This is a genomic window from Bacillus sp. REN3, from assembly GCF_017912555.1.
Classification (GTDB): domain Bacteria; phylum Bacillota; class Bacilli; order Bacillales; family Cytobacillaceae; genus Mesobacillus.
This window is the reverse complement of the sequence record NZ_JAERSD010000019.1, coordinates 13,971-38,658: the sequence shown is the minus strand read 5'-3', so window position 1 is coordinate 38,658 and position 24,688 is coordinate 13,971. Positions and strand designations below refer to the sequence as shown.

The following is a 24,688-nucleotide window of genomic DNA, read 5'->3' as shown; positions in this document are numbered from 1 at the left end:
CGATCTTGTTGGTTATTTTTGATGAGGCGGAAGCTAATTTCTAGGTCTGGATTTACAAAAAATGGGCAAACGGGAGATTAACGGCCATAATTAGGAGATTATAGAGATGAATTGGGAGAATATCGGTGTGAATTAGGAGATTCCAGCTTCTTTTTGGGAGAATAATGAGTTTCAGTGGGAGATTCTTATTCGATGCCAGGGATTTTGCCGGCGGTTTAAGCGCAACGCAAGTCTTTCCGCCAGTGGGAACGATTTTACAGTAGGAATATACTCAAGAATTAGCCGAAATTGAAGCTCGATACCTCGGAAATCGCCGAGTATGCTGATAATCGCAAAAAAAGTACGGCCAATCGTAAGCAAGTGCGATTTTCTTTCAGTTACGAATATAATAAGGTGGCGGTTGAATTAACTGGCTGCAGTTAGGATATTTATTTTGTAAGGCCGTATCTTATTTTCCCCTTCAATCGTTAAAGGGATAGAGAGGAATAAAGGAGTGAGCAGGATGGATCACAACAAGCGTTTGATTGCCGTTCAACAACTTGATTCGGATGAATCGTTCGTACTGGGATTTTACGATAAGCTCCAGCAATATTGCCGGTTTCTCACGCAAGACAGCTGGGATGGGGATGATCTTGCACAGGAAGCCATTCTAAAAGCGATCAAACATTATGAACCGAAGGAAATCAATCCGCAGCTTTTGAAAAAAATAGCTTATCACCAATGGATTGATACAGTCAGGAAACGAAAACGTGAAGAACCAAACCATCCGATTGATGGGAATGAGATGTTCTCTTGCTGCAGCAAAATAGATACTGTTGAACTCTTGATGGAAAGATTGACGCCGAAGCAGGCTGTCGTCTTTCTTTTAAAAGAGGGGTTCAATTACCAGTCCCGGGAGATTGCAGGATTGCTGGGAATGGCAGAAACAGCAGTCAAAGCAATATTGTACCGGGCAAGGAAACGTCTTGATAGGAACGGCGGGCTGCAGGGTGTTGAGTCTGTCGAAGACGAACGAGAGAAGCAGCTGTTGGCATCGGTTCTTAATGATTCACTTCGGACAGAAGATCCGGCAATCCTGATTGAACGCATAAGTGAGCTGCCGTCGCTCCAGCCAGCTTCCCCAACGGCGATGGCCCTGCATTCATCTTCAAACCTCTCTACATTCTGTATGGCTGCATAGCCAGCAAGGGAGGAATTAAAATGTCGGCAATTCCATATGTAATCGAACAATCAAATAGGGGAGAACGATCCTATGATATTTATTCCAGGCTTTTGAAAGACAGAATCATTATGCTTGGTGATGAAATCAATGACCAGGTAGCAAACAGTGTTATCGCCCAGCTGCTGTTCCTGGAAGCTGATAATCCGGAAAAGGACATATCCATTTACATTAATAGTCCAGGAGGATCGACGTCCGCAGGCTTTGCGATTTTTGATACGATGCAATACATCAAGCCAGATGTAAGCACTATTTGCGTGGGGATGGCGGCATCCTTTGGGGCAATGCTGTTGCTTGCCGGTACAAAAGGGAAGCGGTATGCGCTTGAAAATAGCGAAATCATGATTCACCAGCCGCTCGGAGGGGCGAGGGGACAGGCGACCGAAATTGAAATTTCCGCGAAAAGAATCCTCAAGCTTCGTGAACGTATCAACAAAATCATCTCTGAGAGGACAGGACAGCCGGTTGAAAAAATCGAAAGGGATTCCGACCGTGATTACTACATGGGTGCTCAAGAAGCCCTGGATTACGGCATTATTGATAAAATCATCGCCAAACATTAGAACATCTAGCAGGACCCTCATTTCATGGGGGTTTTTTGTTTAATTCATTCCATGCCTCCATAAGCTATGCAAGGGTGATGAAATGAATAGGGTGTTGATTGTTTCAATCTGGGTGTGCTGCATCGGATTATTATCGTTGGCATACGAAGATTATCTTGCTACTGAATTTTCAGTAAAGGAAATTCATGGGCCTGTTGTCGCTAAGGGAAAAGAGACCGCCGTCTGGAACATATTGGGTAATTATGGGGCGGAACAAGAATATTGGCTTTTGATTGATGGTGAAAGAGTTCCGGTCACGACCAGGGAATTTAGGAAATATGAAGTGAATGATATGGCAAAAGTCTATCAAACAAAACACGGATATGTCATGGATTGAAAGTGATGGGCAGGAGGAAGATGGCTTCTGTCCATTTTTTGATCCTCTCTTTTTAAGGCATACAGGTTAGGGAAGTGAGAGCGAGACACAGTCTTGCACAGATAGAATAGGTTAGTGCCCGCAGGCGATGTGGCCACGTGTAGGGTGAGTATCAGGGGTAGGTGAAACCCCGCACGCATTGTCCTCCATGGACGCTCAATTGACGGCCATTAGAGTTAGATAGGACAGGATTTTGAGAAGTCAGATCAATAATGAGTCCCAGATCTTTATATTTGATATTGGAAAACCTTTTTTGAAGCAGAAGAACCGTCCCCGTGTTTCAAGAAAGGGACTTGGGAAAACATTTTTTATTTTTGTGAAAGTGGTTGGATATTTTTGGGGCTATATTTTTTCTGGTGTGATGACTTCCTTGCTGGATTCAAATGTTCTGATCATGTATGGAAGTGTTTACTGCTGGCATTGAGACTTACAAGACAGCTTTAGGAAAAGTCTTGGCATTTTACAGTCATTATCGTGGCGATCATGAACTCGATTTTATAACTTAAATGGACGGTTGGGAAAAGATTTTAAAATTGAAGATATTTATTCTAATTTGGATGATCAGTGGAAGTTTTTTTGGTTAATACATGACAAAAATTGTCACTATTATCCGTTATTGTTAAACCACGATTTATATCAAACTGAGAAATGGAGGAAAAGACATGCTGATTTGCCAAAGAGAGTGACGTTTTGAAATTTCTTGTTTGATAGATCTCGAAACGGGATTGGTTTTGAGTGTCGGAAAATTGAGAAAAATCTTTCCAGTTGGCGCTTTTTTTCTATTTAGACATCTTCATGGATGTAAATGTTGCAATGAAAGTATAGAGGATTTATTCCTCTAAGAACCAAAAAATGTTGATAATAAATGATGCTGAACTTTTTTACATGTCTAATTTTATCTTTTTACGGCAATAGGAGGATGGGTATGTCGAAAACTAAATTGATCATGATGGCTTTTATTTGGATGGTGACAACTACAGTCATATCGGCCACTGGGAAGCATGCTTTGGCGGGAAGTTGGGATTATAAGGGCAGTGATGTTTTCACCAAAGAAAGCAGGATTTTTAAGTCAGGTGGAGGCTCCTTTAAAATTTGTATCAGCAAAAACAGCCCGGCAGGAACGTATTGGCTGGTAGAAGAAGATTCTTTTAATCCCGACGATTGGGTACTTCCTCCATTGACGTACTATGGTGGCGGGTTTCCGAGTGGTGATTTTAATAAGTACGGTTGTTATGTTTTCAAGAATATCGGTGGTTTTGTTGACGGGCGAGACAATCAAGCAGAGTTTAAAGTGACGAAGAAGACCAGGGGAAATGCAACTGTACGCGCCTGGGATTAATGAGCATGTTTCATTCAATCTTGATTTTTGACCAGTATTTGGCTTGGCATATGTTGAAAAAAGCTTAAAGAGCAAAAACAAAAACGCTTGAGTCAAGCGTTTTTGTTTTTTGGAGAAAGCAGTATGGTGGTATTTATGCAATGTCTAGGTACTATTGGTCCTGGATGACATCTTTGACACCATGCTTCGCCACAAGAATTGAAGCAAGAGAACCGTCCCCGTGCTTCACAAGAATTGAAGCAAGAGAACCGTCCCCGTGCTTCAGCTTTGTTGTTTTTTGAGGGCTCTCATTTTTTCGGTCCATTCTTGAACTTTCTGGCGGATTTCTTCGCTTTTTGTTTTGGCTTTTTCACTGTTGTTATTATAGATTTCATGATATAGATCATTGATGGCGCTACTGCGGTTGTCAATCCAGTCTCTTAATTCTGAATATTCTTCTTCGCTGATCCAGCCTTTTTCCTCCATGATCTCAGCTGCATCCAGTAATCGTTTTGCCTCACGGCGGCCGATTGTGTTTAGCTTCCGTGGATATTCTTCCGCTCTTTTGCGTTCAGCCATCATTTCCCACCCATCGGGAGCCATCGTAAACGCCCAAGCCAAATCCATATTGGAAGGGAGCCATTCGTATTGGATTGTATTTTTTAATTCCTCGGGGCTATCAGCTTTGAAGTATTCTCCGTTTCCCGCATCAGCTACCGCTTTTAATTGATTTTCCGTTTTTCCATCGACATCAAATCCGATGATGTTGACCGTGTTGCCGCTGTTTCTCGCCGCAAGGTCCTTGCTCGCCTGGACAGGATCTCCATCGCATGTTTCAGCGCCATCACTGACGATGTAAATTGTTGTCGCACCTTCATATTTGCTGCTCATCTCCGCTGCTTTTTGGATGGCGCCGGCAAGCGGTGTCCATCCCTTGCTTTCGAATGAGCCAACAGCCTGGTGGAATTCCTTTTTCGAGTATTCGCCCATCGGGTAGACTTCTTCGATTCCTGAACAGGAAGCTGCTTTATCAGCGTCGGATTCTGAGCCTTTATGTCCATATACGACGAGGGAGACCTCGCTCGATTGGCCGATTGTCTGGGCAAAGCTTTTGACAGCATCCTTCGCGATTTCCATTTTCACTCTTCCCTCAGCCTGCTTGAGCATGCTCGAACTGGCATCAAGCAGAATTATCGCTTTCTCCGAAGCCTGTTGATTTTCCTTGCCATCCGATTTGACCGGATCCGGAAGGTAAGGTTCTTCAAACTGGGGCTCGTACGCATGGGCTTCCTCGATGACACGCTTGTAATGAGGGCTGGCAAACAGGCCTAGAAGCCCTTTTTTGATCATTTCTAGATCTTCTGTTTCCTTCGCCAGCTTATCAAGTTCCTTCGGCATTTTTTCAATCAAGCTTGGATCTGTTACAGGGTTCTCATGGTTTTTTAAATTCTCGGTATCCTTTTCATAGGGCAGGTCTGCTGTCAATTTGCCAGGCTGTAAAGCTAGCAATGCATCCTCTGAAACTTCCAGATTGATCTTTTCACTTTCTTCTAAAATCCGATCCTGCTTTTCCTCTGTCCTCTCATTTTCCTTTACAGGTGTTTTTCCTGTCGCTTCTTCTTTTTCACCGCTGCATGCTGACAGGAAAACCGCAAGGATCATGAATAGGATAAATACTTGCTTTTTCACTGAAATCCTCCTTGATGATTTATATATATGGATAGAGTTTACCATGAAAACAGTGTGATATAGAAGTATTTACCATTTCAAAGTTTAAATGGTAATTTTTATTAGACTAGACCAATGTTGATTTTTGAATAACTTTTGGGCAGGTTGACTCCTTGAAAATAGCAAAGCATTTGCCTCAAAACGTGAGTGGGTTGATGGATGCTGATTCAATACCCACATGGGAACAAAAGTCATCTAGGTGGAAAAAAGGATGCTTTGAGTTGATACCCAATACTCAAATACAGTAAAATATTTTATTAAAAAATTCTGAATTGTGATTAAAAAGAAGTGTATCAGGGTAATCGGCAGAAAGGGAGGTTTTTACCATTTTTGGACCTTGAAGGATAAAATATCCTGTTTTTACAAATAATAATTTGCGAAAGGATGGATGAGAGTGGGCAAAAAAACACCTCCGTTTTTAAAGAAACTCCGATACTTCGGGAAGTTTGAAGATCTGACAGACCATGCAACGCTATCCCCGAGTGACCGTGAGATGGAAAAAATCTATAGAAGGCGCTGGCAGCATGACAAGGTTGTCAGGACGACACATGGAGTGAATTGCACAGGCTCCTGCAGCTGGAAGGTGCATGTGAAGGACGGGATCATCACTTGGGAGACACAGCAGACGGATTATCCAACAACCGGTCCGGATATGCCAGAGTATGAACCGCGCGGCTGTCCGAGAGGAGCGACATTTTCTTGGTATACATATAGTCCAGTTAGGATCCGCTACCCATATGTGCGAAGCGCATTGATTGAACTATGGCGGGAGGCGGTCAAGGAGAAGAGGGACCCGGTAGAAGCCTGGAAAAGCATCGTGAACGATCCGGAAAAAGCCGAACGGTATAAATCTGCGCGGGGCAAAGGGGGGTTTGTGCGTTCAAGCTGGGAAGAATTGAACACCTTGATTTCCGCTTCCCTGATCCATACCATCCAGGAATACGGACCTGACAGGGTATTCGGCTTCTCGCCAATCCCGGCAATGTCGATGGTAAGCTATGCTGGAGGCGCCAGGTTCCTTAACCTGATCGGGGCATCGTTGTTGAGCTTTTATGACTGGTATGCTGATCTGCCTCCTGCATCCCCGCAAATATGGGGGGAACAGACTGATGTCCCTGAAAGCTCAGATTGGTACAACTCCAGCTATTTGATCGTATGGGGATCGAACCTGCCACAGACAAGGACACCCGATTCCCATTTCTATGTAGAAGCGCGCTACAGGGGTGCCAAGGTTGTTGCCGTCAGCCCGGATTATGCAGAATTTGTGAAATTCGCCGATAAATGGCTGCCTGTCCAGGCTGGAATGGATGGCGCGATTGCAATGGCGATGACACACGTGATCCTAAAGGAATTTTATATTGATCAGCAGGTTGATTATTTCAATGACTACGTAAAAAAATATACGGACTTGCCCTATCTGCTTCTGCTGAAGAAAAATGGGGATGTCTTTCAGGGCGACAAATTCCTCCGGGCTGCTGATATCGGCCGGCAAACAGAGAACGGCGAATGGAAGACTGTTGTCATAGACCAGAATACGAACCAGTTTGCCGTCCCAAATGGCAGCATCGGCCATCGCTGGGAAAATAACCAAAGCTGGAATCTTCATTTAAAGGATAGTGATAACCAGCTTGATGGCATCGATCCCGTCCTTACATTGAAAGGGATAGAAGATGAGGTCGTCATGGCCGGGTTCCCCTACTTCGGTCCCGAACGAAAAGAAATCCTAAAGAGAGCCGTACCGGTTAAAAAAATCATCAAGGACAGCGAAGAGTGCTATGTAACCACCGTTTTCGACATGCTGCTAGCCAACTGCGGCGTTAATCGTGGCCTTCCTGGTGATTATGCTCTGGACTACGATGACCCAAAACCATATACACCAGCTTGGCAGGAGGGGATTACAGGAGTAGGCAGGGAAGATTGTGCCCGGATTGCCCGAGAGTTTGCCCAGAACGCGATCGATTCCAAAGGCAGGTCAATGATTATCATGGGATCCGGTATCAATCACTGGTACCATTCCGATATGATTTACCGGGCGATTTTGAACCTGGTACTGCTGACGGGATGCCAGGGAGTGAACGGCGGAGGATGGGCCCATTATGTTGGCCAGGAGAAAGTCAGGCCGCTTGAAGGCTGGCAGACAGTCGCCATGGCCCGGGATTGGGGAGGGCCGCCGCGGCTGCAGAATGGAACATCGTTCTTTTATTTTGCGACAGAACAATGGCGCTATGATAACCAGTCCTCCGAGGATTTGATCTCGCCTCTAGCAGGCAAGCCGACATACAGGCACCCGGGGGATTACAATGTTCTCTCTGCCCGGCTGGGGTGGCTGCCAAGCTATCCGCAGTTCAATGCCAACTCGATCGATCTAGCCAGGGAGACTGGGCAGTCCGGCAAGGATGCAATCATCAAGGATGTAGTGAACCAACTGAAGGATGGGAACCTGAAATTCGCAATTGAAAATCCCGAAGATCCGAAAAATTTCCCGAAAGTCCTTTTCATTTGGAGGGCAAACCTGATTGGAAGTTCTGCAAAGGGCCATGAGTATTTCCTCAAGCATCTCCTTGGTACACATCATGGGAATTTGAGTGAGCAAAATGAGGATGATTTGACGGATGAAATCAGCTGGGTGCAGGAAGTTCCTGAAGGCAAACTAGATTTGATGGTCGATTACGATTTCAGGATGTGCAGTTCAGGTTTATATTCAGATATCATTCTGCCATCCGCCACATGGTATGAAAAATATGATATTTCCAGTACGGATATGCATCCATTCGTCCATCCGTTCAATCCTGCGATCACTCCTCCGTGGGAGGCAAAATCGGATTGGGACGCGTTCAAAAATCTCGCAAAAACATTCTCTGAAATGGCGGAAAAGTATTTTCCAGAGCCGGTGACCGACCTGGTGGCAACACCGCTGCTCCATGATTCAAAAGACGAAATCTCACAGGCATACGGAAGGATTCCCGATTGGAAAAATAGCGGAATTGAACCGGAGCCGGGGGTGAATTTGCCGCGATTGCATCTCGTTGAACGGGATTTGAAGAAGGTCTATGACAAGTTCATTGCATTGGGGCCGAAAGTAAAAGAGTCGATCGGCTCGAAGGGAATCGGCTGGGATGCAGACAAGGAGTATGAAAAGCTTAAGGCGATCGTTGGAACTGCTTCGCAAACCAAGGAGTATAAAGATATGCCAAGCCTGTTCACTGACCGCAATGCAGCAGAGACAATCCTGACACTGTCTAGCACGACGAATGGGTCCCTGGCGATGAAAGCCTGGAACGCGCTTGAAAATAAAACCGGGCTGAAACTCAAGGATCTTGCAGAGGAACGTGCGGAGGAGCATATGACATTGGCGGAAATCACAGCACAGCCTCGAAAAGTACTTTCATCTCCTGTATTCAGCGGCAGCGAAACAGGGAACCGCCGGTACAATCCATTTACGACCAATGTCGAAAGGCTTGTGCCCTGGCGGACGCTGACGGGCCGGCAGCATTTTTACCTGGACCACGATCTGATGCTCGAATTTGGGGAAGAACTGCCGAATTTCAAGGCTCCTCTCCATAAGCTTGCTTTTTACAACGGTGATCATCTGCCAGAGGAAAAAGGCAATGAAATCACGCTTACCTATCTGACGCCGCATTTCAAATGGTCCTATCACAGCACATATGGCGATACGCTTCCAATGCTGACGTTGTTCCGGGGCGGCCCGCATGTCTGGCTGAATAATGAAGACGCCGCATCCGCGGGAATAGACGACAACGACTGGATCGAAATGTATAACCGTAACGGGGTTGTTGTCGCAAGGGCTGTTGTCAGCCACAGGATGCCAAAAGGAATTGTCTTTATGTACCACGTCCAGGAGCGGTACATCAATGTTCCTGGATCACCGATCACCAAGCAGCGAGGCGGGACCTTCAACAGCCCGACCAGGATCCATGTAAAGCCTACCCAGATGATTGGCGGATATGCCCAGCTTAGCTATGGTTTCAACTACTACGGTCCGACCGGCAATCAGCGGGACGAAAAAGTGGTGATCCGGAAATTGAACAGGGATGAGGTGGATTGGCTTGAAGATTAAGGCACAGTTCGGCATGGTCATGAATCTTGATAAGTGCATTGGCTGCCATACCTGCAGCGTAACCTGCAAAAACACTTGGACGAATCGGCCTGGTGTTGAATACCAATGGTGGAACAACGTTGAGACAAAACCGGGCATCGGCTATCCAAAGGAATGGGAGAACCAGGAATTAAGGAAGGGCGGCTGGGCCATGAAAAATGGCAAGCTGGAATTAAAGGCAGGCGGGCGTGTCAACAAGCTGCTGAATATCTTCTACAATCCGAACCTTGCCGATATGGATGACTATTATGAACCATGGACCTATGATTATGAGAACCTGATCCAAAGCCCCGAGAAAAAACATCAGCCGGTTGCCAGGCCGAAATCCCAGGTGACAGGCGAATACATGGATATCCAGTGGGGGCCGAACTGGGAAGATGACCTTGCAGGCGTCCATGTGACAGGCAAAAAGGATCCGAATATGGCTGGGCTTGACGAACAGGTTAAATTCGAATTCGAACAGGCTTTCATGATGTATCTGCCAAGGATATGCGAGCACTGCATGAATCCTTCCTGTGTATCGTCCTGCCCATCAGGCGCGATGTACAAGCGGGAAGAGGACGGGATTGTCCTGGTCGATGAAGAAGCGTGCCGCAGCTGGCGTTTCTGTATGACTGGCTGTCCGTATAAAAAGGTCTATTTTAACTGGAAGACACACAAAGCTGAAAAATGTACGTTTTGCTATCCACGGATTGAAGCGGGACTTCCGACTGTCTGTTCGGAAACATGTGTCGGCAGGTTGCGATACATCGGAATTGTCCTCTATGATGCTGATAAAATCAAGGAAGCGGCTTCGGTAGCTGATGATAAAGATCTTTATGAGGCACAGCTGGACATGTTTCTCGACCCTCACGATCCAGAGGTGATCAGGGAGGCGAAGCGGGAAGGGATTCCTGATGACTGGATTGAAGCAGCCAAGCGGTCGCCTGTTTATAAAATGGCAGTCGAACAACGGATCGCTTTGCCTTTGCATCCAGAATACCGGACCCTACCGATGGTCTGGTACGTCCCGCCGCTAAGTCCGTTTGTCAATGCTTTTGGCGGGCAGATCGATGACCTTGACCCGAATATCATTTTCCCGACGATTAATCAATTCAGGATTCCGATTGAATATCTGGCCAATCTATTCACTGCAGGGGATACCGAAGTGATCAAATCCGTTTTAAAAAAGTTGGTGGCGATGAGGACATATATGCGCCAAGTGAACCTTGGGAAGGAACTTGACACAAGAGTATTGGAAGCGGCAGGCATGACAGAGGAAATTGCGAGGGAAATGTACGAGCTATCAGCAATAGCCAAATATTCCGACCGTTATGTCATCCCAATGTCCCATAGGGAAAGAACGGGAGATATGCACTTTATGCAGGGCAATGCTGGATTCGATGACTTGGCAGGAAACTGCGAGTCTTGCAGTGTAGGTTCGGAACGTGATCCGCTTTATTATTACGGGGAAGAGTATTGGAGGGATTTGGATGGATCAAAGCCAAGCGGTCTATAGTTTAGCGTCCATCCTTCTCCAATATCCGTCCATGGAGTGGAAGGATTATCTCGATGAACTGTATCATGAGGCCAGGCAGTTTACCGATCCTGAGGTTAAGGGGTGTTTCCAGCGATTCATTGATTACCTTGAAAGGCATGACTATGAAACTCTTTGCCAGAGTTATGTGCGCACCTTTGATTTTAACGAACGAAGCACGCTGTACTTAACCTATACGGTTTTCAAGGATAACCGTGATAGGGGACCGGCACTTGTGAAGCTAAGACAGGAATTCCTCGCCGCAGGGGCTGAATTGGAAAGTGAAGAGCTTCCGGATTATCTTCCGCTCATCCTTGAATTCGCTGCGATTTCGGACACGGCGAAATCAGCAAAGATCCTCAAGCTTCATTTCCGGGCGATCGAGCGGCTGGCACTTGAACTGGAGGCAATGAACAGTCCCTATTACTTGCTGCTGGGGGCTGTCGTCTCCTCAATCAGGAAGCTGAGTGAGACAAAACCATCTGGCGAAACCGGTGAAAGGAGAATAATATGAGCAGCCTCGATCTCTTTTTGTGGGTGATTTTCCCTTATATTTGTCTGACCATCTTTGTACTTGGACACATATACCGTTACAATACCGACCAATTTAGCTGGTCCGCCCAATCGAGCCAGTTTCTTGAAAAAAGGAAGCTGAAGTGGGGCAGCATCCTGTTCCACTGGGGGATTATCTTTGTATTTTTCGGGCATGTGGCCGGTGTGCTCGTTCCGAAAATATTCTATGATACAGTTGGCATCACGGAGCATATGTACCATTTTGGGGCAGTCTGGTTCGGCGGGGCGGCAGGTGTCATTTGCGTCATCGGGGGTGCATTGCTGTTCATCCGGAGGTCTTCTGTGAAAAGGGTGAGAGTAAATAGCAATTTCAAGGATTGGCTGTCTCTCGTCGTGCTTGGGATTGTCGTGATTGTCGGTTTTACGAATACGGTAGGCTACACAGCTTCTGGCGGGGATTTCGATTATCGTGTGACGATTGGTCCATGGTTCAGAGGCATTCTCACTTTCAATCCGAATCCTGCTTATATGGCGGATGCTCCGTTGGGCTTCCAGGCACATGTATTGCTTGCTTTCGTGCTGTTCGCAATCTGGCCGTTCACACGGCTCGTCCATGTGTGGAGCCTGCCACTCGAATATTTAAAGCGAAAATATCTCGTCTACCGGAGAATCGCTCCGTTGGAGAATCCGAACGTAACGAAGCGAAATTGAGTATATGGGGAAGAAAGGCATGAGGGAAAGCACGTCTTTCTTTTCCCCCAATAACATAAGGAGGAGAAACTATGTCAGGTCCGGCACTGAAAAACCACTTTTCCCATCAGTCGATACATGAGGGATATTATACGGAAGGGCGCGATTTAACGGAAGTACTGGTGAAATTGCACCGAGAGAAGAGGGAAAAGGAATGCAGAATCGCAGCAGAAGCACTTGTGGAGCATTGGGAAACAAGGACAATTGCCCACGCCGATTCAGAGGAAGAAGGCTTTTATCTTGAAGTAATGGAACAAAGACCAGAGATAAAAGAAGATGTCATCAAGCTTATCAGGGACCACGACCTCCTGCGGATGATCGTAGCAGATGTAAAACAAAGAATCCAAAAGGACGGAGTAACCCAAGAAGCCATCGACCGACTCAAAACCATCCTCCTCCTCGTCAACATCCACAACCATGAAGAAGAACGAATCCTGTTCTGAAGCACGGGGACGGTTCTGAAGCACGGGGACGGTTCTCTTGCTTCATTTTCCTGTGAAAAGTGAAGCAAGAGAACCGTCCCCAAGTTTCCAAGTTTCATTTTTGCGATATGTCGCTGAACATGGCGACGTGGAGTTTGGGCTCGTCGGCGTCGTTTTTGATGGTGCTGATTGTCAGCCATTCGAGAAATATCTCGCCGTTTTTCTTTTTGTTCCAGATGTCGCCTTGCCAGTAGCCTTTCTCGTTGATTTGCTGCCACATTTGCTGGTAAAACTCTTGATCGTGTTTACCGGATTGCAGGATCGCAGGGGTTTTTCCGACTGCTTCTTCCTCGGAGTACCCAGTCACTTTCGTGAAAGCTGGATTCACTCTTTTGATGACGCCGTCAAGGTCAGTGATCATCATCCCTGCTTCAGTACTTTCGAGAACCTTGCTGGAGAGACTGAGACGGTCCTGGTAATATAGCCAGATAACCAGGATCAGGCTGGCAAGCGCAAATTCGGAAAGAGCCATGAAACCAATCGCGTAATGTCCGGTCCAGTTGTGCAATGTCGTTAAGATCAATGGCGGGAAAAATCCGCCAAGTCCACCCATCATCGCGACGATACCGTTGACAATCCCGGCTTGCTTTGAAAAATAAAGCGGAACAAGTTTGAAAATCGTCCCGTTACCGATACCGGCGCAAATCGCCACCCCCAGCACCCCAATCGTATAGATCGGCAGGGATGGGGTGAAGGAAAGCAGGAAACCGCCAAACGTCAGACCGGAGAACACAAAAATCAAGATGAGAAACGAGTTGAACTTATCGGCCAGCCATCCTCCGACCGGCCGCAGGAAAGTTGCGACCGCAATGAAACCTGCAGTGCGCATGCCGGCATCCACTTTTTCAAGTCCGAAGTGGGTGACAAGGAAGTTCGGCAAATAAATGGTGAAGGCGACGAATACGCCAAACGTGATGAAGTAAAACAGGCTCAAAAGCCAAAGCTTTGGATTCTGGTATACCCCTCTGATCTGTTCCCCGAGGGATACCTGGACTTTTCTTTCTTTTTTATCGCCAAGAAGAAAGTTCGCTGCCGCGATGACCGCGAGCAACACAAGGAACAATTGGACAGTGGCCCTCCAGCCGAAAGCACTGGCAACAACTGGGGCAAGGAAAGCTGTAATGGCTGTGCCGATATTCCCCGCGCCATATATCCCGTTGACAAAACCGTGTTTTTCCTTCGGATAATACTTTGGCAGCGAGGTGACACCGACAGAAAAGACCGCTCCGCCAATCCCAAGAAGCAGCCCTCCAAGGATGAGTGTTGTCATTGTATCTGCCTGGCTGATCACAAACACAGGGAACAACAGAACAAGGAAGCTGATGGTAAAAATCGGCCTTGCCCCATAACGGTTCGTCCAATAACCGATCGGAACCCTTAACAATGACCCAAGTATGACCGGAATAGCAGTTACGAGAGCAATCTGGCCGGGATCAAGCGAAATTTCAGATTGGATGAATGGCATCAAGGAAGACAGGATGACCCAAACCATGAAGCCGGCAATCAAGCTTGTCGTCTGCAAAACTAATTGGAAGTTTCCTTTCTGCATAGTGAACTCCTTTCCCAACACATTTTTCTATGTAATATTTGCTACTTTTAAAATACCCCATTAACTCAAAGTAAACCGATTTTTAACAAAAAAGTTAAAATACGTAACAAAAGGGTATTTTATACTTATTCAATTGAAAATCTTGATTGGATATTTTATCATAAACATAGTGATAATACCCATATCGGTATTTCTTCCTATGAAAATAGCTTCATATTCAATGAAGGGGTGGTCAATATGAATTACGAAGTTGTCATAGTAGGCGCAGGATCAGCTGGAATTTCTGTAGCATCAAGACTAATCAAAGGATCACCAGATTTAAAAGGGAAAATTTCAATTGTAGACCCGGCGAAAAAGCATTATTACCAGCCGCTTTGGACATTGGTTGGAGCAGGTGAGGCAAAGAAAGAATCGACTGAACGGGATCAAGGCAGCTTAATTCCTGATGGCGTGGATTGGATCCAGGAAGCAGTGGTGACGATCGACCCGGATCGGAACACACTTACCACAGATAAAGAATCGGTCATCCATTACCATTTCCTTGTAATGGCTGCCGGCATCCAGGTGAACTGGAATCAAATCAAAGGGCTGGAAGAAGCAATCGGCAAAGAGGGCGTCTGCAGCAACTATGCATTTGAATATGCGGATTCCACGTGGGAAAGCATCCGTCAATACAAAGGCGGGAATGCCATTTTCACCCATCCGAACACACCGATCAAATGCGGAGGCGCACCACAAAAGATCATGTATCTAGCCGATGACGCCTTCCGGAAAGCCGGCGTCAGGAAACAAGGGGAGATCATTTTCGCATCCGCATCCGATAGTGTTTTTGCGGTGGAAAAATATGCGAAGACATTGGAAAACGTCATCGAGCGAAAAGGAATCCAAACGAAATACAAAAGAAATCTCATTGAAGTAGACCTTGGCAATAAACTGGCAGTGTTCGAAAACCTGGAAACAGGTGAAATGGAAAAATTTCCATATAGCTTGCTTCATGTGGTCCCGCCAATGTCAGCACCGGCTTTCATCGCGAAAAGCAAGCTTGCAGACGAGGCCGGCTGGGTCGACGTCGACCCATATACACTTCAGCACAAAAAATACAAGAACGTATTCGGCATCGGTGACTGCGCGAATCTTCCAACCTCAAAAACCGGAGCAGCCATCCGCAAACAAGCGCCAGTCACCGCCGGGAACCTAATCAGCCTTATGAATGGCAAGCCGCTTACCCTTAAATATGATGGCTATACATCCTGCCCGCTGATCACAGGCATCAACCGTCTCGTTCTCGCGGAATTCACCTATGGAAACGAACCCGCAGTAACCTTCCCGTTCGATCAGTCGAAAGAAAGGAGAAGCATGTATATCCTGAAAAAGAACATCCTTCCGACCATGTACTGGAAAGGGATGCTTAAGGGAATCATGTGAAATGGAGAGCCAGGATGAGTCTGGCTTTATTGAAGCTATGACTCGGGATCCATTTATTTTCTTAGAACCTTGAGTTGATTCCTTGATGCATGGCCATAATTCGTGAAGATTGTCTTAACGCGGAGAAGAATCTGATGTCGCTTTTTCCCAGGAGAAACCTGGATAGAAGTTTTTCAAGATTTTTATGATTGCACTTGCCGCAAAGGATGTTATCCGATTATTTTATTTCGGTGGACAAATCCGTTATACTGGATGTAACGTTTTAAATAGGAGATGTTACAATGCTTTCAAATATTGGTATTCCTGGATTGATTCTGATCCTTGTACTGGCACTGATCATTTTCGGGCCGCAAAAGCTGCCGGAAATCGGCCGTGCGTTTGGAAATTCGCTTCGTGAATTCAAAAGCGCTACGAAGGATTTGGCTGACGACGATAAGGAAGATAAGAAGAAATAACATTCGGAACTGCCCAAGCACAGATTAGGGCGGTTCTTTCATTTTTCCGCATAAGTAAAGCAGTTTTGGAGTGAAACCGAGGCTGAACAAAGGATGGAAGACACAGCTTTTGCCCCATGGAGGACAACACCGAACATCCTTTTAGTGCGAGCAGCCTGTAATGGAAACCAGCAGCAATAGATAAAAACAGCCAAAACAAAACATCCTTCAGGAAAAGTTTACTTTATTGAAAAATTCTATCTTTTCTGAATTCTATTTGTTATAATGTTAAAAAGTGAATCTGTTCAGGTGAAGGTGCCTTTTGTGTCCTGGCTAAAATGCCAGACACAAGGGCACCTTTTTGTTATGACGAGGTACTGGGGAGTGATGAGATGGGTTATTCATGCAGACTGAAAAAACAGACGTTTGAATTTGATTCATTGAGTGAAGTGCTGGCGAAGGCGAGTGAGGAGAAATCAGGGGATAAGATGGCTGGCCTTGCCGCAGGAACAGCTCTCGAGAGGATGGCGGCAAAGGTGGTATTGAGCGAAACAACACTAGAAGAGATTTACGAAAATCCGGTCATTCCTTATGAAACGGATGAGGTAACAAGAATCATTTATGATGACCTGAACGAATTCATCTACAAGGAGATCAAAAATTGGTCAGTCGGGGAGCTTCGCGATTACATCCTTGCCCATGAAACAACTGGAACCGAGTTATCCAGGATCAGCAAGGGCCTGACCAGCGAAATGATTTCCGGCGCAGCCAAGCTGATGTCGAGCATCGACCTCGTGTTGGCATCGCAAAAGATCCGGCCGACCGCCCATTGCAATACGACAATCGGGGAAATAGGCAGGCTTGCCTTCCGCTGCCAGCCGAATCATCCGACAGATGATCCTGAAGGGATCCTGGCTTCGATAAAAGAAGGACTTTCCTATGGTTCGGGAGATGCAGTCATTGGCATCAACCCCAACAACGACACCGTTGAGTCGGTCACAAAAATCCTGAAGATGTCGCATGATTTCATCCGGAAATGGGAGATTCCAACCCAAAATTGTGTCCTTGCCCATATAACAACACAAATGCAGGCACTGAAAAGAGGAGCGCCGATTGCCCTTATGTTCCAGAGCCTGGCCGGGACTGAAGCTGCCAACAGTGATTTCGGTGTATCAAAGGGAATCCTGGATGAAGCACAATATTTAATGGCGAAGTACGGGACTTCAACCGGTCCGAACCAGCTTTACTTTGAAACAGGACAAGGCTCCGAAGTGTCGCTTGATGCTCACTTGGGTGTCGACATGCAGACACTGGAAGCGCGAACCTATGGATATGCGCGCCGCTGGAAGCCTTTCATGGTCAATAATGTTTCAGGGTTCATTGGGCCGGAGACTATTTATGACGGCAAACAGGTCATCCGCGCCGACCTTGAGGATTTGTTCATGGGCAAACTGCATGGACTGCCGATGGGGATTGCGCCTACCTATACAAACCACATGCAGGCAGATCAGAATGACCAGGAAATCGCCGGGATGCTGACTGCGCTTGCAGGAGCTAATTTTTATATGGGGGTTCCTGGCGGGGATGATGTCATGCTGAGTTACCAGGATACGAGTTACCATGACGATGCCAGCCTCCGTGAACTGCTTGGACTCAGGCCGCTTCGCGAGTTTGAGACCTGGCTGGAAAAGATGGGCATCATGGAGATTGGCCGTCTGACCGAAAAAGCAGGAGACTTGTCAATATTTAATTAAGCAAGGGGGCTTGAGAATGGATCGATCTGTCATCGTCCAGCAGGTTCTGGCTGAGTTGGAAAAGAAGCGGCAGCAGAATTTGCAGGATATATCCAGCCAAAGAGATGCCTTTAAAACCATCATCTATGAAAAAAAGAAAAACGTTGGTGTAGTGCATCCATCTGACAGGAAAGCGATTGAAAGAGCTAGGTCGATTACACCTGCAAGAATCGGGATCGGCCGGACTGGTACAAGAATGAAAACAAAGGAATACCTGGACTTTAGAATCGATCATGCTGCAGCCCAGGATGCAGTATTCCGGGATGTCACCGAGGAATTCATCAATGATTTGAACCTGCCTGTCCTTCATTCGCAAGCAGAGTCGATGGATGATTATTTGATGAATCTTGACAGTGGGCGTAAACTTTCAAAGGAATCGGCAGAATGGGCAAAAGCAAATCTTCCAAAAAACAAGCAGGTCCAAATCATTGTTTCCGATGGCCTGAGTTCAACAGGGATTGAAGCGAATATCAAAGACCTTCTGCCAGCCCTGATCCAGGGACTTGAGGGCAAGGGAATCTCGACAGGGCTGCCGGTTTTCATCAAAAGGAGCCGTGTATGGATCCAGGATGAAATCGCGGAAATCACGAATTGCGATGTCGTCATTTCCCTGATTGGGGAGCGTCCAGGGCTTGGTACGTCAAAAAGCATTAGCGCCTATATGATTTATAAGCCCAGCCGCCAGTCTGTTGAAGCCGACAGGACTGTGATTTCCAATATCCATGAAGGCGGTATCCCTCCAGTCGAAGCTGGGGCCTATTTGGCTGACCTAATTGGCGATATTTTGAATCAAAAGGCGAGCGGGGTGAAATATGCCCAACTAAAGTAACCAACCACCCGCAATCATTTTTACAAGTTTACTAGATTTGATAAAATTATAGAAAATACTGAATATTGACAAAAATAAAACTTGGGCAATATAATGAGCACATACGTCAAAATGATCGATATTGTTAAAAGGAAGAGTGCTATGAAAACGATGTCTATAGAATCTCTCTGCGAACAATATACAGATCTTTCAAGGAATGATGTGCTCGCAATCAAGAATGTTGCGGCGAATATTCAACTGATGGCAGATTTGAACCGTGCGAATGTTTTTATCGATTGCCTGACCAGTGAAGGCACACATGCGATCGTTGTCGCAGAAGCCGCACCGCAAACAGCAAAGTCAATTTACAAGAAACCGGTTATCGGGAAATTCGCCTATGATGCATTTGAGCCAGGGGTCGTTTTCGCATTGAAGACCGGAAAGCAAATTTTTTCTAACCGCGCTTTGACACAGGAAGGAAAAACAGCTGAACAAAGCGTTGTCCCTATCATGAATGAAAAGAATGATGTCATCGGAACACTGATCATGGAAAAAGACATAAGCGACAGGATTAAACATCAGCGAAAAATGGAAGCGCTATCAGAAGCGACAGAGAAGTTAAGCGAAATCCTTCTAGGGATGGCGGAGAAAAGGCCAATCATTTCGGAAGTCATTGAAGAATCACTGTTCTTCATCAATCATGAAGGAAATGTCATTTATCTGAATCCCGCAGCAACAAACCTGATCCAGGACATCTGTGCTGGCGAGTCTGCGGAAGGGAAGCCATTAGTCCACTATCTGCCGTCCCTGAAAGAACTGATCGACAGTGGGGAGGAATTGCTGGTTAAAGAAGTGAAAATCACGAATAGGTTTTTCCAGGTGAAAAAAATCGAATTGGGACATGAGGAAAAAACTGCAGGAACTTTTATCATCATGAGGGATTTGACGGAGCTGAGGGAAAAAGAACGGGAGTTGGTCGTAAAGTCAGTCGCCATCCGCGAAATCCATCACCGTGTGAAAAATAACCTGCAAACTGTCGCAAGCTTGCTAAGACTGCAGATGAGGATGGAAATTTCCGATGAAAGCAAGGTCCATTTCGTGAAAAGCCTGAATCGGATCCTCAGTATAGCTTCTGTTTACGAAATCATCCTTTCAAGTTCAAGTGTCGACGAGGTGAATCTGTATTGTCTGATAGAAAAAATCGGGAATATGCTTGTTTCCGGCGAAGACAACGAAGATAAAGAGATTGTGATTGTCTACAAGGGGTTGATGCTGCTTGTCGATTCAAGCAAGGCCGTCTCGATGTCATTGGTAATCAATGAATTGATCCAAAACTGTATGAAACATGCTTTCATCGGACGTGAAAAAGGGAAGATCGAGATTATCTTCAAGGAAATCGGCAATGAAATTTTAGTGCTGGTAAATGATGACGGGATTGGTTACTCGGAAACCGCGAAACATTCTTTTGGCCTGGATATTGTCAACATGATGGTTGAACATGACCTCGGCGGCCAATTCACGATTGAACGTACAGCGAATGGAACAAGCGCCTCAGTCAAATTCCCAATTGAAAGGCAGGAATTCCAAGCATGAAAAAAAGGATCATGGTCGTAGAAGATGAATCAATTGTCAGATTGGATGTCTCACTGATGCTCGAGGATGCCGGATATAATGTCGTTGCCCAGGCAGGCGACGGTGAAAAGGCCGTGGAAAAAGCTTTCGAACTGGAACCAGATTTGATCATCATGGATATCAAGATGCCGAAGCTGAATGGACTGAAAGCAAGCGAAATCATTTCGAATAGGACCAATACCCCGATCTTGCTGCTGACGGCATACAGCCAGAAGGAGTTCGTCGCCAAAGCGAAGGAGGCGAACATTCTTGGCTACCTGGTGAAACCGGTTACGGAGGCAAGTTTGATCCCGGCGGTGGAAATCGCCATGAAGCAGGCCGAGAATGCCAATGCGTTCCGGGAAAAAATCATCAAGTTGGATAAAAAGCTGCAGGGCAGGAAGATGATTGAGAAAGCGAAAGGAATTCTGATGACAAGGTTGAACGTGTCAGAGGACAAAGCCTTCCAAAAAATGAGGAAGATCAGCATGGATAAACAGTTGCCGCTCGAACGGATCGCGCGGAAGATCATCCATAAATATGAAGCAAAAGCAAACAAGGTCTGACCTAGTGAAAGAGTCTCAAGTGAATAAAATTGGCAAAGGTGCCATTCGGTTTGGGAACAACCATGCCGGAGGGCACCTTTTTGTCTGGAAAACACCATAAAAAGAAATAGGAGGGCATTTTATGATAATGGTTGGAGAAATAGTCATTTACATCATCATGGCGTGTGCCGTGGCAGGTGCTTTCGCAGCTATCAAGAATAGTGAAGAGGGACTGGGCAAGCAATTCATGGAAGGACTCCACGCAGTGGGCCATATTTTTGTTCCAGCGGCCGGGATCATGGCTTCAATCCCTTATTTGTCGTGGTTCATCGGCAAAGTAGCAGGTCCGTTTTTTGCAGTGGTTGGAGCGGATCCGGCTATCGCTGCCACTGCCATCCTCGCAACGGATATGGGAGGATATCAGTTGGCAGATGCTCTGAAGCAGTCATATGAAGGCTGGATCATGGCAATGATTGTCGGATTCATGGCTGGGGCGACCATTGTCTTCTCCATTCCGATGGGACTTGCGATGCTTGATAAACGTGATCATAAGTATATGGCTCTTGGTGTCATGTCGGGCGTCCTGACCATTCCTTTCGGAGCCTTCATCTCTAGTGTGATCATCATGCTAACCAACTCAAAAGTGCGTGATTTCATTGCGACAACAGGAGATGCCAACCATGTCTTTACGGCAAGCTTTCTGCAGCTGATCCTAAATTTATTGCCATTATTTATTTTCGTGGTAATAATTGCCCTTGGCCTTTATTTCTTGCCTGATTTAATGATTAAGTTGTTTATGTGGTTTGGCAGAATACTTGATGCCGGGATCAAACTTGTCCTTGTGTTCTCGATTGTTGAGATTTTTACTGGATTGTTCACCAATATCTTCGGAGGCTGGGGTTTCCACCCGATCATGGCAGACAAGAAAGACCAATTCAGGGCGCTCGAGACAGCTGGCTATATCGGAATCATGCTTGCCGGTGCTTTCCCGATGGTTTACCTGCTGCAAAAATATGCCAGCGGCCTGCTAGAGGCAATGGGGCGGAAAATTGGGCTCAGCAAGGAAGGAAGTGCCGGGATCGTTGCAACCATCGCCAATATCCTGGCAATGTTCAAGCTGGTCAGGAGCATGCCCCCTAAGGACAAAGTCATCAATATTTCATTTGGGGTCTGTGCCGCATTCCTGCTTGGAGATCATCTATCATTCACAGCAAACTTCCAGCCAACGCTGATTTTGCCGATCATCGTCGGAAAGATTTCCGCGGGTTTCCTCGGAATTGGGCTTGCCTACTGGCTTTCAGTGCCAAAAGCACTTGAGCTTGAAAGGAAAGACAGGGCAGAAGGGGTGATTGCGGAAAATGAGTATCTGGAAGTCGAGGACGAAGAACCGGCAGCAGGGAACGTCCAGGTCCTGTAATTTTCCGGAAAGAACGGAGGTATTGCGGAAATGAAGGAAGAAAAAAAGCGATTCATCCAGGAATTCGTTCCAGGAAAGCAGGTGACGCTGAGTCATTTGATCGCCAATCCAGACCGGGATATGTTCGATAAGCTTGGGATTGAAGAAGCTGGGGCACTGGGAATCCTGACATTGACACCAAGTGAAACGGTGATCATTGCCGGTGACCTGGCAACAAAAGCAGCGAATGTCCAGATCGGCTTTCTCGACCGTTTCACCGGCAGCCTCGTAATCGTTGGCAGTGTATCGGAAGTGGATGCAGCAATGCAGGAAATCAATCGCTTCCTTGCTGAAGTCCTGAGCTACACGCCATCGGTCATCACGAAATCGTAGAATTGGAGGAGAAGCATGACAAAGCAAAACAGGGCAATGCTGATCGGTGCAATCGGCTCTGGAAAATCAACCCTGACAAACAAGCTCCTCGGAAGGGAAGTCGAGGCAGTTAAGACGCAAGCATTGATTTACAGGGATTGGATTGTTGATACACCAGGCGAGTATACCGAGAATCCTTTATTCTATAAAAATATCATGGCTACTGCGCTTGAAGTTACGCATGTGCTGTACCTTCAGGACGCTACTAAGAAAAAATCGATTTTTCCACCGGGATTCAGTACTGGAATCAACAAGCTGCCAATCGGAGTTGTCACCAAAAGCGATTCGGGGCTTGCAGATATAGAAGGCGGAATTAACCGGCTAAAAAAAGTCATCCCCCGCGGGGTGCTGGTCATTGCTTCCTCAGTGACTGGACAGGGAATCCAAGAAATCCGCAAGCTTGTGAAGTGCTCGTCCCTTGCCGAAATGGCGAAGGAGGCAGGGAGAATGGATAACAAGACGGTCATCATGATCTGAACCTCTTTACAATTATCTGAATTTAGAATATATTAAGATAAATAACAGAATATCAATCGGCGACGGTGCCACAGACAAATCCTGAGAGCAGGGTTTGGATGTGGCACCTTTTTGTTTTTTCAGAGGCAATCCAAAGCGAGGTGTGGCAAATGAAGCGGTACGAGCCTCAGAGCGAAGAGATTATCAGTGCGGGAATCGATATTGGAACGAGCACGACGAAAATCGTCATCAGCAGGTTTTCTCTGATGAATATGGCTGGCGGGACCCATATGCCGCGCATCGAAATCATCGAAAAAGAAGTGCTTCACCGCAGCGCAATCCATCGGACACCGCTGCTCGACGAAACGGCCATTGACATTGCTGCTGTTGAAAAGATCGTCAACGAAGAGTACAAAAAAGCGGGAATCCAGCCAAAGGATATTAAGACGGGAGCCGTCATCATCACGGGTGAGACAGCGACGAAAAAAAATGCCGAACAAATGGTCCACCATCTTTCCGACCAGGCCGGAGAATTCCTGGTGGCCGCTGCGGGTCCTGACCTTGAGGGAATCATCGCTGCAAAAGGCTCCGGGGCCAGCGAATACTCCCGCAGGACTGGAAAAGTGATTGCCAACATTGATATCGGGGGAGGAACAGCGAATGCTGCAGTTTTCAAATCTGGCCGCCTGTGCGGTACATGTACCCTTCATATCGGAGGCAGGCTGATCGAATTTTCAGACAGTAAAGTCAAGAGCATTTCCAAACCAGTAAAAGAATTCATGAGCCAGAAGGGGTTATCAATACACGATGGAGATACGAGAGACTTAACCAAAATAAGGACACTTACAGAGTGGATGGCAGAGACCATTGCCATGATGCTTGAGTGCACGCTTCCTGCTGGCCACACGCTGCTCCTTGGCCATGAAGCAAATTGGCAGGAGGATATCGACGCCATCATGTTTTCCGGTGGCATCAGTGAATGTATTTATCGCTTTGAACCAGATGATACCAGCGGCACAGACTACAACGATATAGGGATGGCACTTGCCGAATCGCTGAAAGAGAGCAGCAGACTTTCTGAATGGCCGTGGGTGGAGCCAATGGAAACAGTAAGGGCAACCGTCCTTGGTGCAGGAACACAAACGACGGAAATCAGCGGCGCAACCATTTCGGTAGACACTGAAGCACTGCCGCAGAGGAACCTCCCAGTCTACCAGATTGATTTCCAGTTGGAGTTGCAGACAGGGTTGGACAGATTTGCCATCGAGTTCGAAAAAGCAATGGAAATATACGATCCTTTCCTTGAAGGAAGGAACTTTGCCCTCTATCTCACCGGTTTGCCCTACCTCGGGTTCAGGGATATCCAGCAGCTTGCCGCAGCTATCCTTGCTGCGGCAAAGCAAAAGCCAGTTGAGCAGCCAGTGGTCGTTGTCCTCGAATCGGACCACGCCAAGGCACTGGGGCAGACTCTCAAGCATCAGGCAAATGGGAAAACGATTCTCTGCATCGACCAAATAAAGGTCGAGCATGGAGACTATATCGATATCGGGGCGCTTTTACAGACAAATGTAGTGCCAGTCGTCATAAAGACATTGACCTTTGAACATTGAAAAGTAGG

The 24,688-nt window shown here is 46.5% G+C and carries 21 protein-coding genes; 19 read left to right on the top strand and 2 right to left on the bottom strand.

All coding sequences use genetic code 11. The features are described from left to right. Window positions 1–502: 502 nt before the first annotated feature. The 4 genes from JJQ88_RS15720 to JJQ88_RS15705 all read left to right on the top strand — a co-directional run bounded on the left by JJQ88_RS15720 (window position 503) and on the right by JJQ88_RS15705 (window position 3,536). Window positions 503–1,180, top strand: coding sequence for a sigma-70 family RNA polymerase sigma factor (locus tag JJQ88_RS15720; protein ID WP_210366993.1), 678 nt, complete (start codon window positions 503–505; stop codon window positions 1,178–1,180). Between the two features lie 20 nt (window positions 1,181–1,200). Continuing rightward, entirely contained in the window at window positions 1,201–1,782 is a 582-nt protein-coding gene (gene clpP, locus JJQ88_RS15715) for an ATP-dependent Clp endopeptidase proteolytic subunit ClpP (protein ID WP_210366992.1), read from the top strand. A gap of 82 nt (window positions 1,783–1,864) precedes the next feature. After that, window positions 1,865–2,158, top strand: a complete 294-nt coding sequence (locus JJQ88_RS15710; RefSeq protein ID WP_210366991.1) for a hypothetical protein — start codon at window positions 1,865–1,867, stop codon at window positions 2,156–2,158. A gap of 964 nt (window positions 2,159–3,122) precedes the next feature. Next, entirely contained in the window at window positions 3,123–3,536 is a 414-nt protein-coding gene (locus JJQ88_RS15705; RefSeq protein WP_210366990.1) for a hypothetical protein, read from the top strand. A gap of 261 nt (window positions 3,537–3,797) precedes the next feature. Here the strand turns inward: JJQ88_RS15705 and JJQ88_RS15700 are convergent, their stop codons facing one another. After that, window positions 3,798–5,204, bottom strand: coding sequence for a vWA domain-containing protein (locus tag JJQ88_RS15700; protein WP_349237147.1), 1,407 nt, complete (start codon window positions 5,202–5,204; stop codon window positions 3,798–3,800). A 433-nt stretch (window positions 5,205–5,637) separates the two neighbouring features. Between JJQ88_RS15700 and JJQ88_RS15695 the strand changes: the two genes are divergently transcribed. The 5 genes from JJQ88_RS15695 to JJQ88_RS15675 all read left to right on the top strand — a co-directional run bounded on the left by JJQ88_RS15695 (window position 5,638) and on the right by JJQ88_RS15675 (window position 12,582). Further along, on the top strand, window positions 5,638–9,321 hold the full coding sequence (locus JJQ88_RS15695) for a nitrate reductase subunit alpha (protein WP_210366989.1): 3,684 nt from the start codon (window positions 5,638–5,640) through the stop codon (window positions 9,319–9,321). Beyond that, window positions 9,311–10,858 carry a nitrate reductase subunit beta gene (gene narH / locus JJQ88_RS15690; RefSeq protein WP_210366988.1) on the top strand — a complete coding sequence of 516 codons (1,548 nt, stop codon included), beginning with the start codon at window positions 9,311–9,313 and terminating at the stop codon, window positions 10,856–10,858. Before JJQ88_RS15695 ends, narH begins: the two co-directional genes overlap by 11 nt. Then, window positions 10,833–11,390, top strand: a complete 558-nt coding sequence (gene narJ / locus JJQ88_RS15685; RefSeq protein WP_210366987.1) for a nitrate reductase molybdenum cofactor assembly chaperone — start codon at window positions 10,833–10,835, stop codon at window positions 11,388–11,390. Before narH ends, narJ begins: the two co-directional genes overlap by 26 nt. Beyond that, a complete protein-coding gene (narI, locus tag JJQ88_RS15680) occupies window positions 11,387–12,100 on the top strand; it encodes a respiratory nitrate reductase subunit gamma (protein WP_210366986.1) in 714 nt (237 codons plus the stop codon). Before narJ ends, narI begins: the two co-directional genes overlap by 4 nt. Window positions 12,101–12,171: 71 nt before the next feature. Beyond that, complete coding sequence (locus JJQ88_RS15675; protein ID WP_210366985.1) at window positions 12,172–12,582, top strand: hemerythrin domain-containing protein; 411 nt, start codon at window positions 12,172–12,174, stop codon at window positions 12,580–12,582. A 94-nt stretch (window positions 12,583–12,676) separates the two neighbouring features. Here JJQ88_RS15675 and JJQ88_RS15670 read toward each other — a convergent pair whose 3' ends face one another. After that, window positions 12,677–14,170, bottom strand: a complete 1,494-nt coding sequence (locus JJQ88_RS15670) for an MFS transporter (protein ID WP_210366984.1) — start codon at window positions 14,168–14,170, stop codon at window positions 12,677–12,679. 237 nt (window positions 14,171–14,407) lie between these two features. Between JJQ88_RS15670 and JJQ88_RS15665 the strand changes: the two genes are divergently transcribed. The 10 genes from JJQ88_RS15665 (at window position 14,408) to JJQ88_RS15620 (ending at window position 24,680) form a co-directional block, all read left to right on the top strand. Next, window positions 14,408–15,595 (top strand): FAD/NAD(P)-binding oxidoreductase, encoded by a 1,188-nt coding sequence (locus JJQ88_RS15665; RefSeq protein ID WP_210366983.1) that lies wholly within the window; start codon window positions 14,408–14,410, stop codon window positions 15,593–15,595. Between the two features lie 281 nt (window positions 15,596–15,876). Then, a complete protein-coding gene (gene tatA, locus JJQ88_RS15660; RefSeq protein ID WP_210366982.1) occupies window positions 15,877–16,050 on the top strand; it encodes a twin-arginine translocase TatA/TatE family subunit in 174 nt (57 codons plus the stop codon). Window positions 16,051–16,421: 371 nt separating this feature from the next. Next, window positions 16,422–17,783 carry an ethanolamine ammonia-lyase subunit EutB gene (locus tag JJQ88_RS15655; RefSeq protein WP_210366981.1) on the top strand — a complete coding sequence of 454 codons (1,362 nt, stop codon included), beginning with the start codon at window positions 16,422–16,424 and terminating at the stop codon, window positions 17,781–17,783. Between the two features lie 16 nt (window positions 17,784–17,799). Further along, on the top strand, window positions 17,800–18,651 hold the full coding sequence (gene eutC / locus JJQ88_RS15650; RefSeq protein WP_210366980.1) for an ethanolamine ammonia-lyase subunit EutC: 852 nt from the start codon (window positions 17,800–17,802) through the stop codon (window positions 18,649–18,651). A gap of 141 nt (window positions 18,652–18,792) precedes the next feature. Further along, window positions 18,793–20,223: a sensor histidine kinase gene (locus JJQ88_RS15645; protein WP_210366979.1), complete on the top strand. Its 1,431-nt coding sequence runs from the start codon at window positions 18,793–18,795 to the stop codon at window positions 20,221–20,223. Next, a complete protein-coding gene (locus tag JJQ88_RS15640; RefSeq protein ID WP_210366978.1) occupies window positions 20,220–20,807 on the top strand; it encodes an ANTAR domain-containing response regulator in 588 nt (195 codons plus the stop codon). The genes JJQ88_RS15645 and JJQ88_RS15640 overlap by 4 nt, the downstream gene beginning before the upstream one ends. A gap of 121 nt (window positions 20,808–20,928) precedes the next feature. After that, window positions 20,929–22,203 carry an ethanolamine utilization protein EutH gene (eutH, locus tag JJQ88_RS15635; RefSeq protein ID WP_210366977.1) on the top strand — a complete coding sequence of 425 codons (1,275 nt, stop codon included), beginning with the start codon at window positions 20,929–20,931 and terminating at the stop codon, window positions 22,201–22,203. Between the two features lie 30 nt (window positions 22,204–22,233). Further along, on the top strand, window positions 22,234–22,575 hold the full coding sequence (gene eutS, locus JJQ88_RS15630; protein WP_210366976.1) for an ethanolamine utilization microcompartment protein EutS: 342 nt from the start codon (window positions 22,234–22,236) through the stop codon (window positions 22,573–22,575). A gap of 15 nt (window positions 22,576–22,590) precedes the next feature. Then, a complete protein-coding gene (locus JJQ88_RS15625; protein WP_210366975.1) occupies window positions 22,591–23,091 on the top strand; it encodes a EutP/PduV family microcompartment system protein in 501 nt (166 codons plus the stop codon). Between the two features lie 149 nt (window positions 23,092–23,240). After that, window positions 23,241–24,680: an ethanolamine ammonia-lyase reactivating factor EutA gene (locus tag JJQ88_RS15620; protein ID WP_210366974.1), complete on the top strand. Its 1,440-nt coding sequence runs from the start codon at window positions 23,241–23,243 to the stop codon at window positions 24,678–24,680. Window positions 24,681–24,688 lie beyond the last annotated feature (8 nt).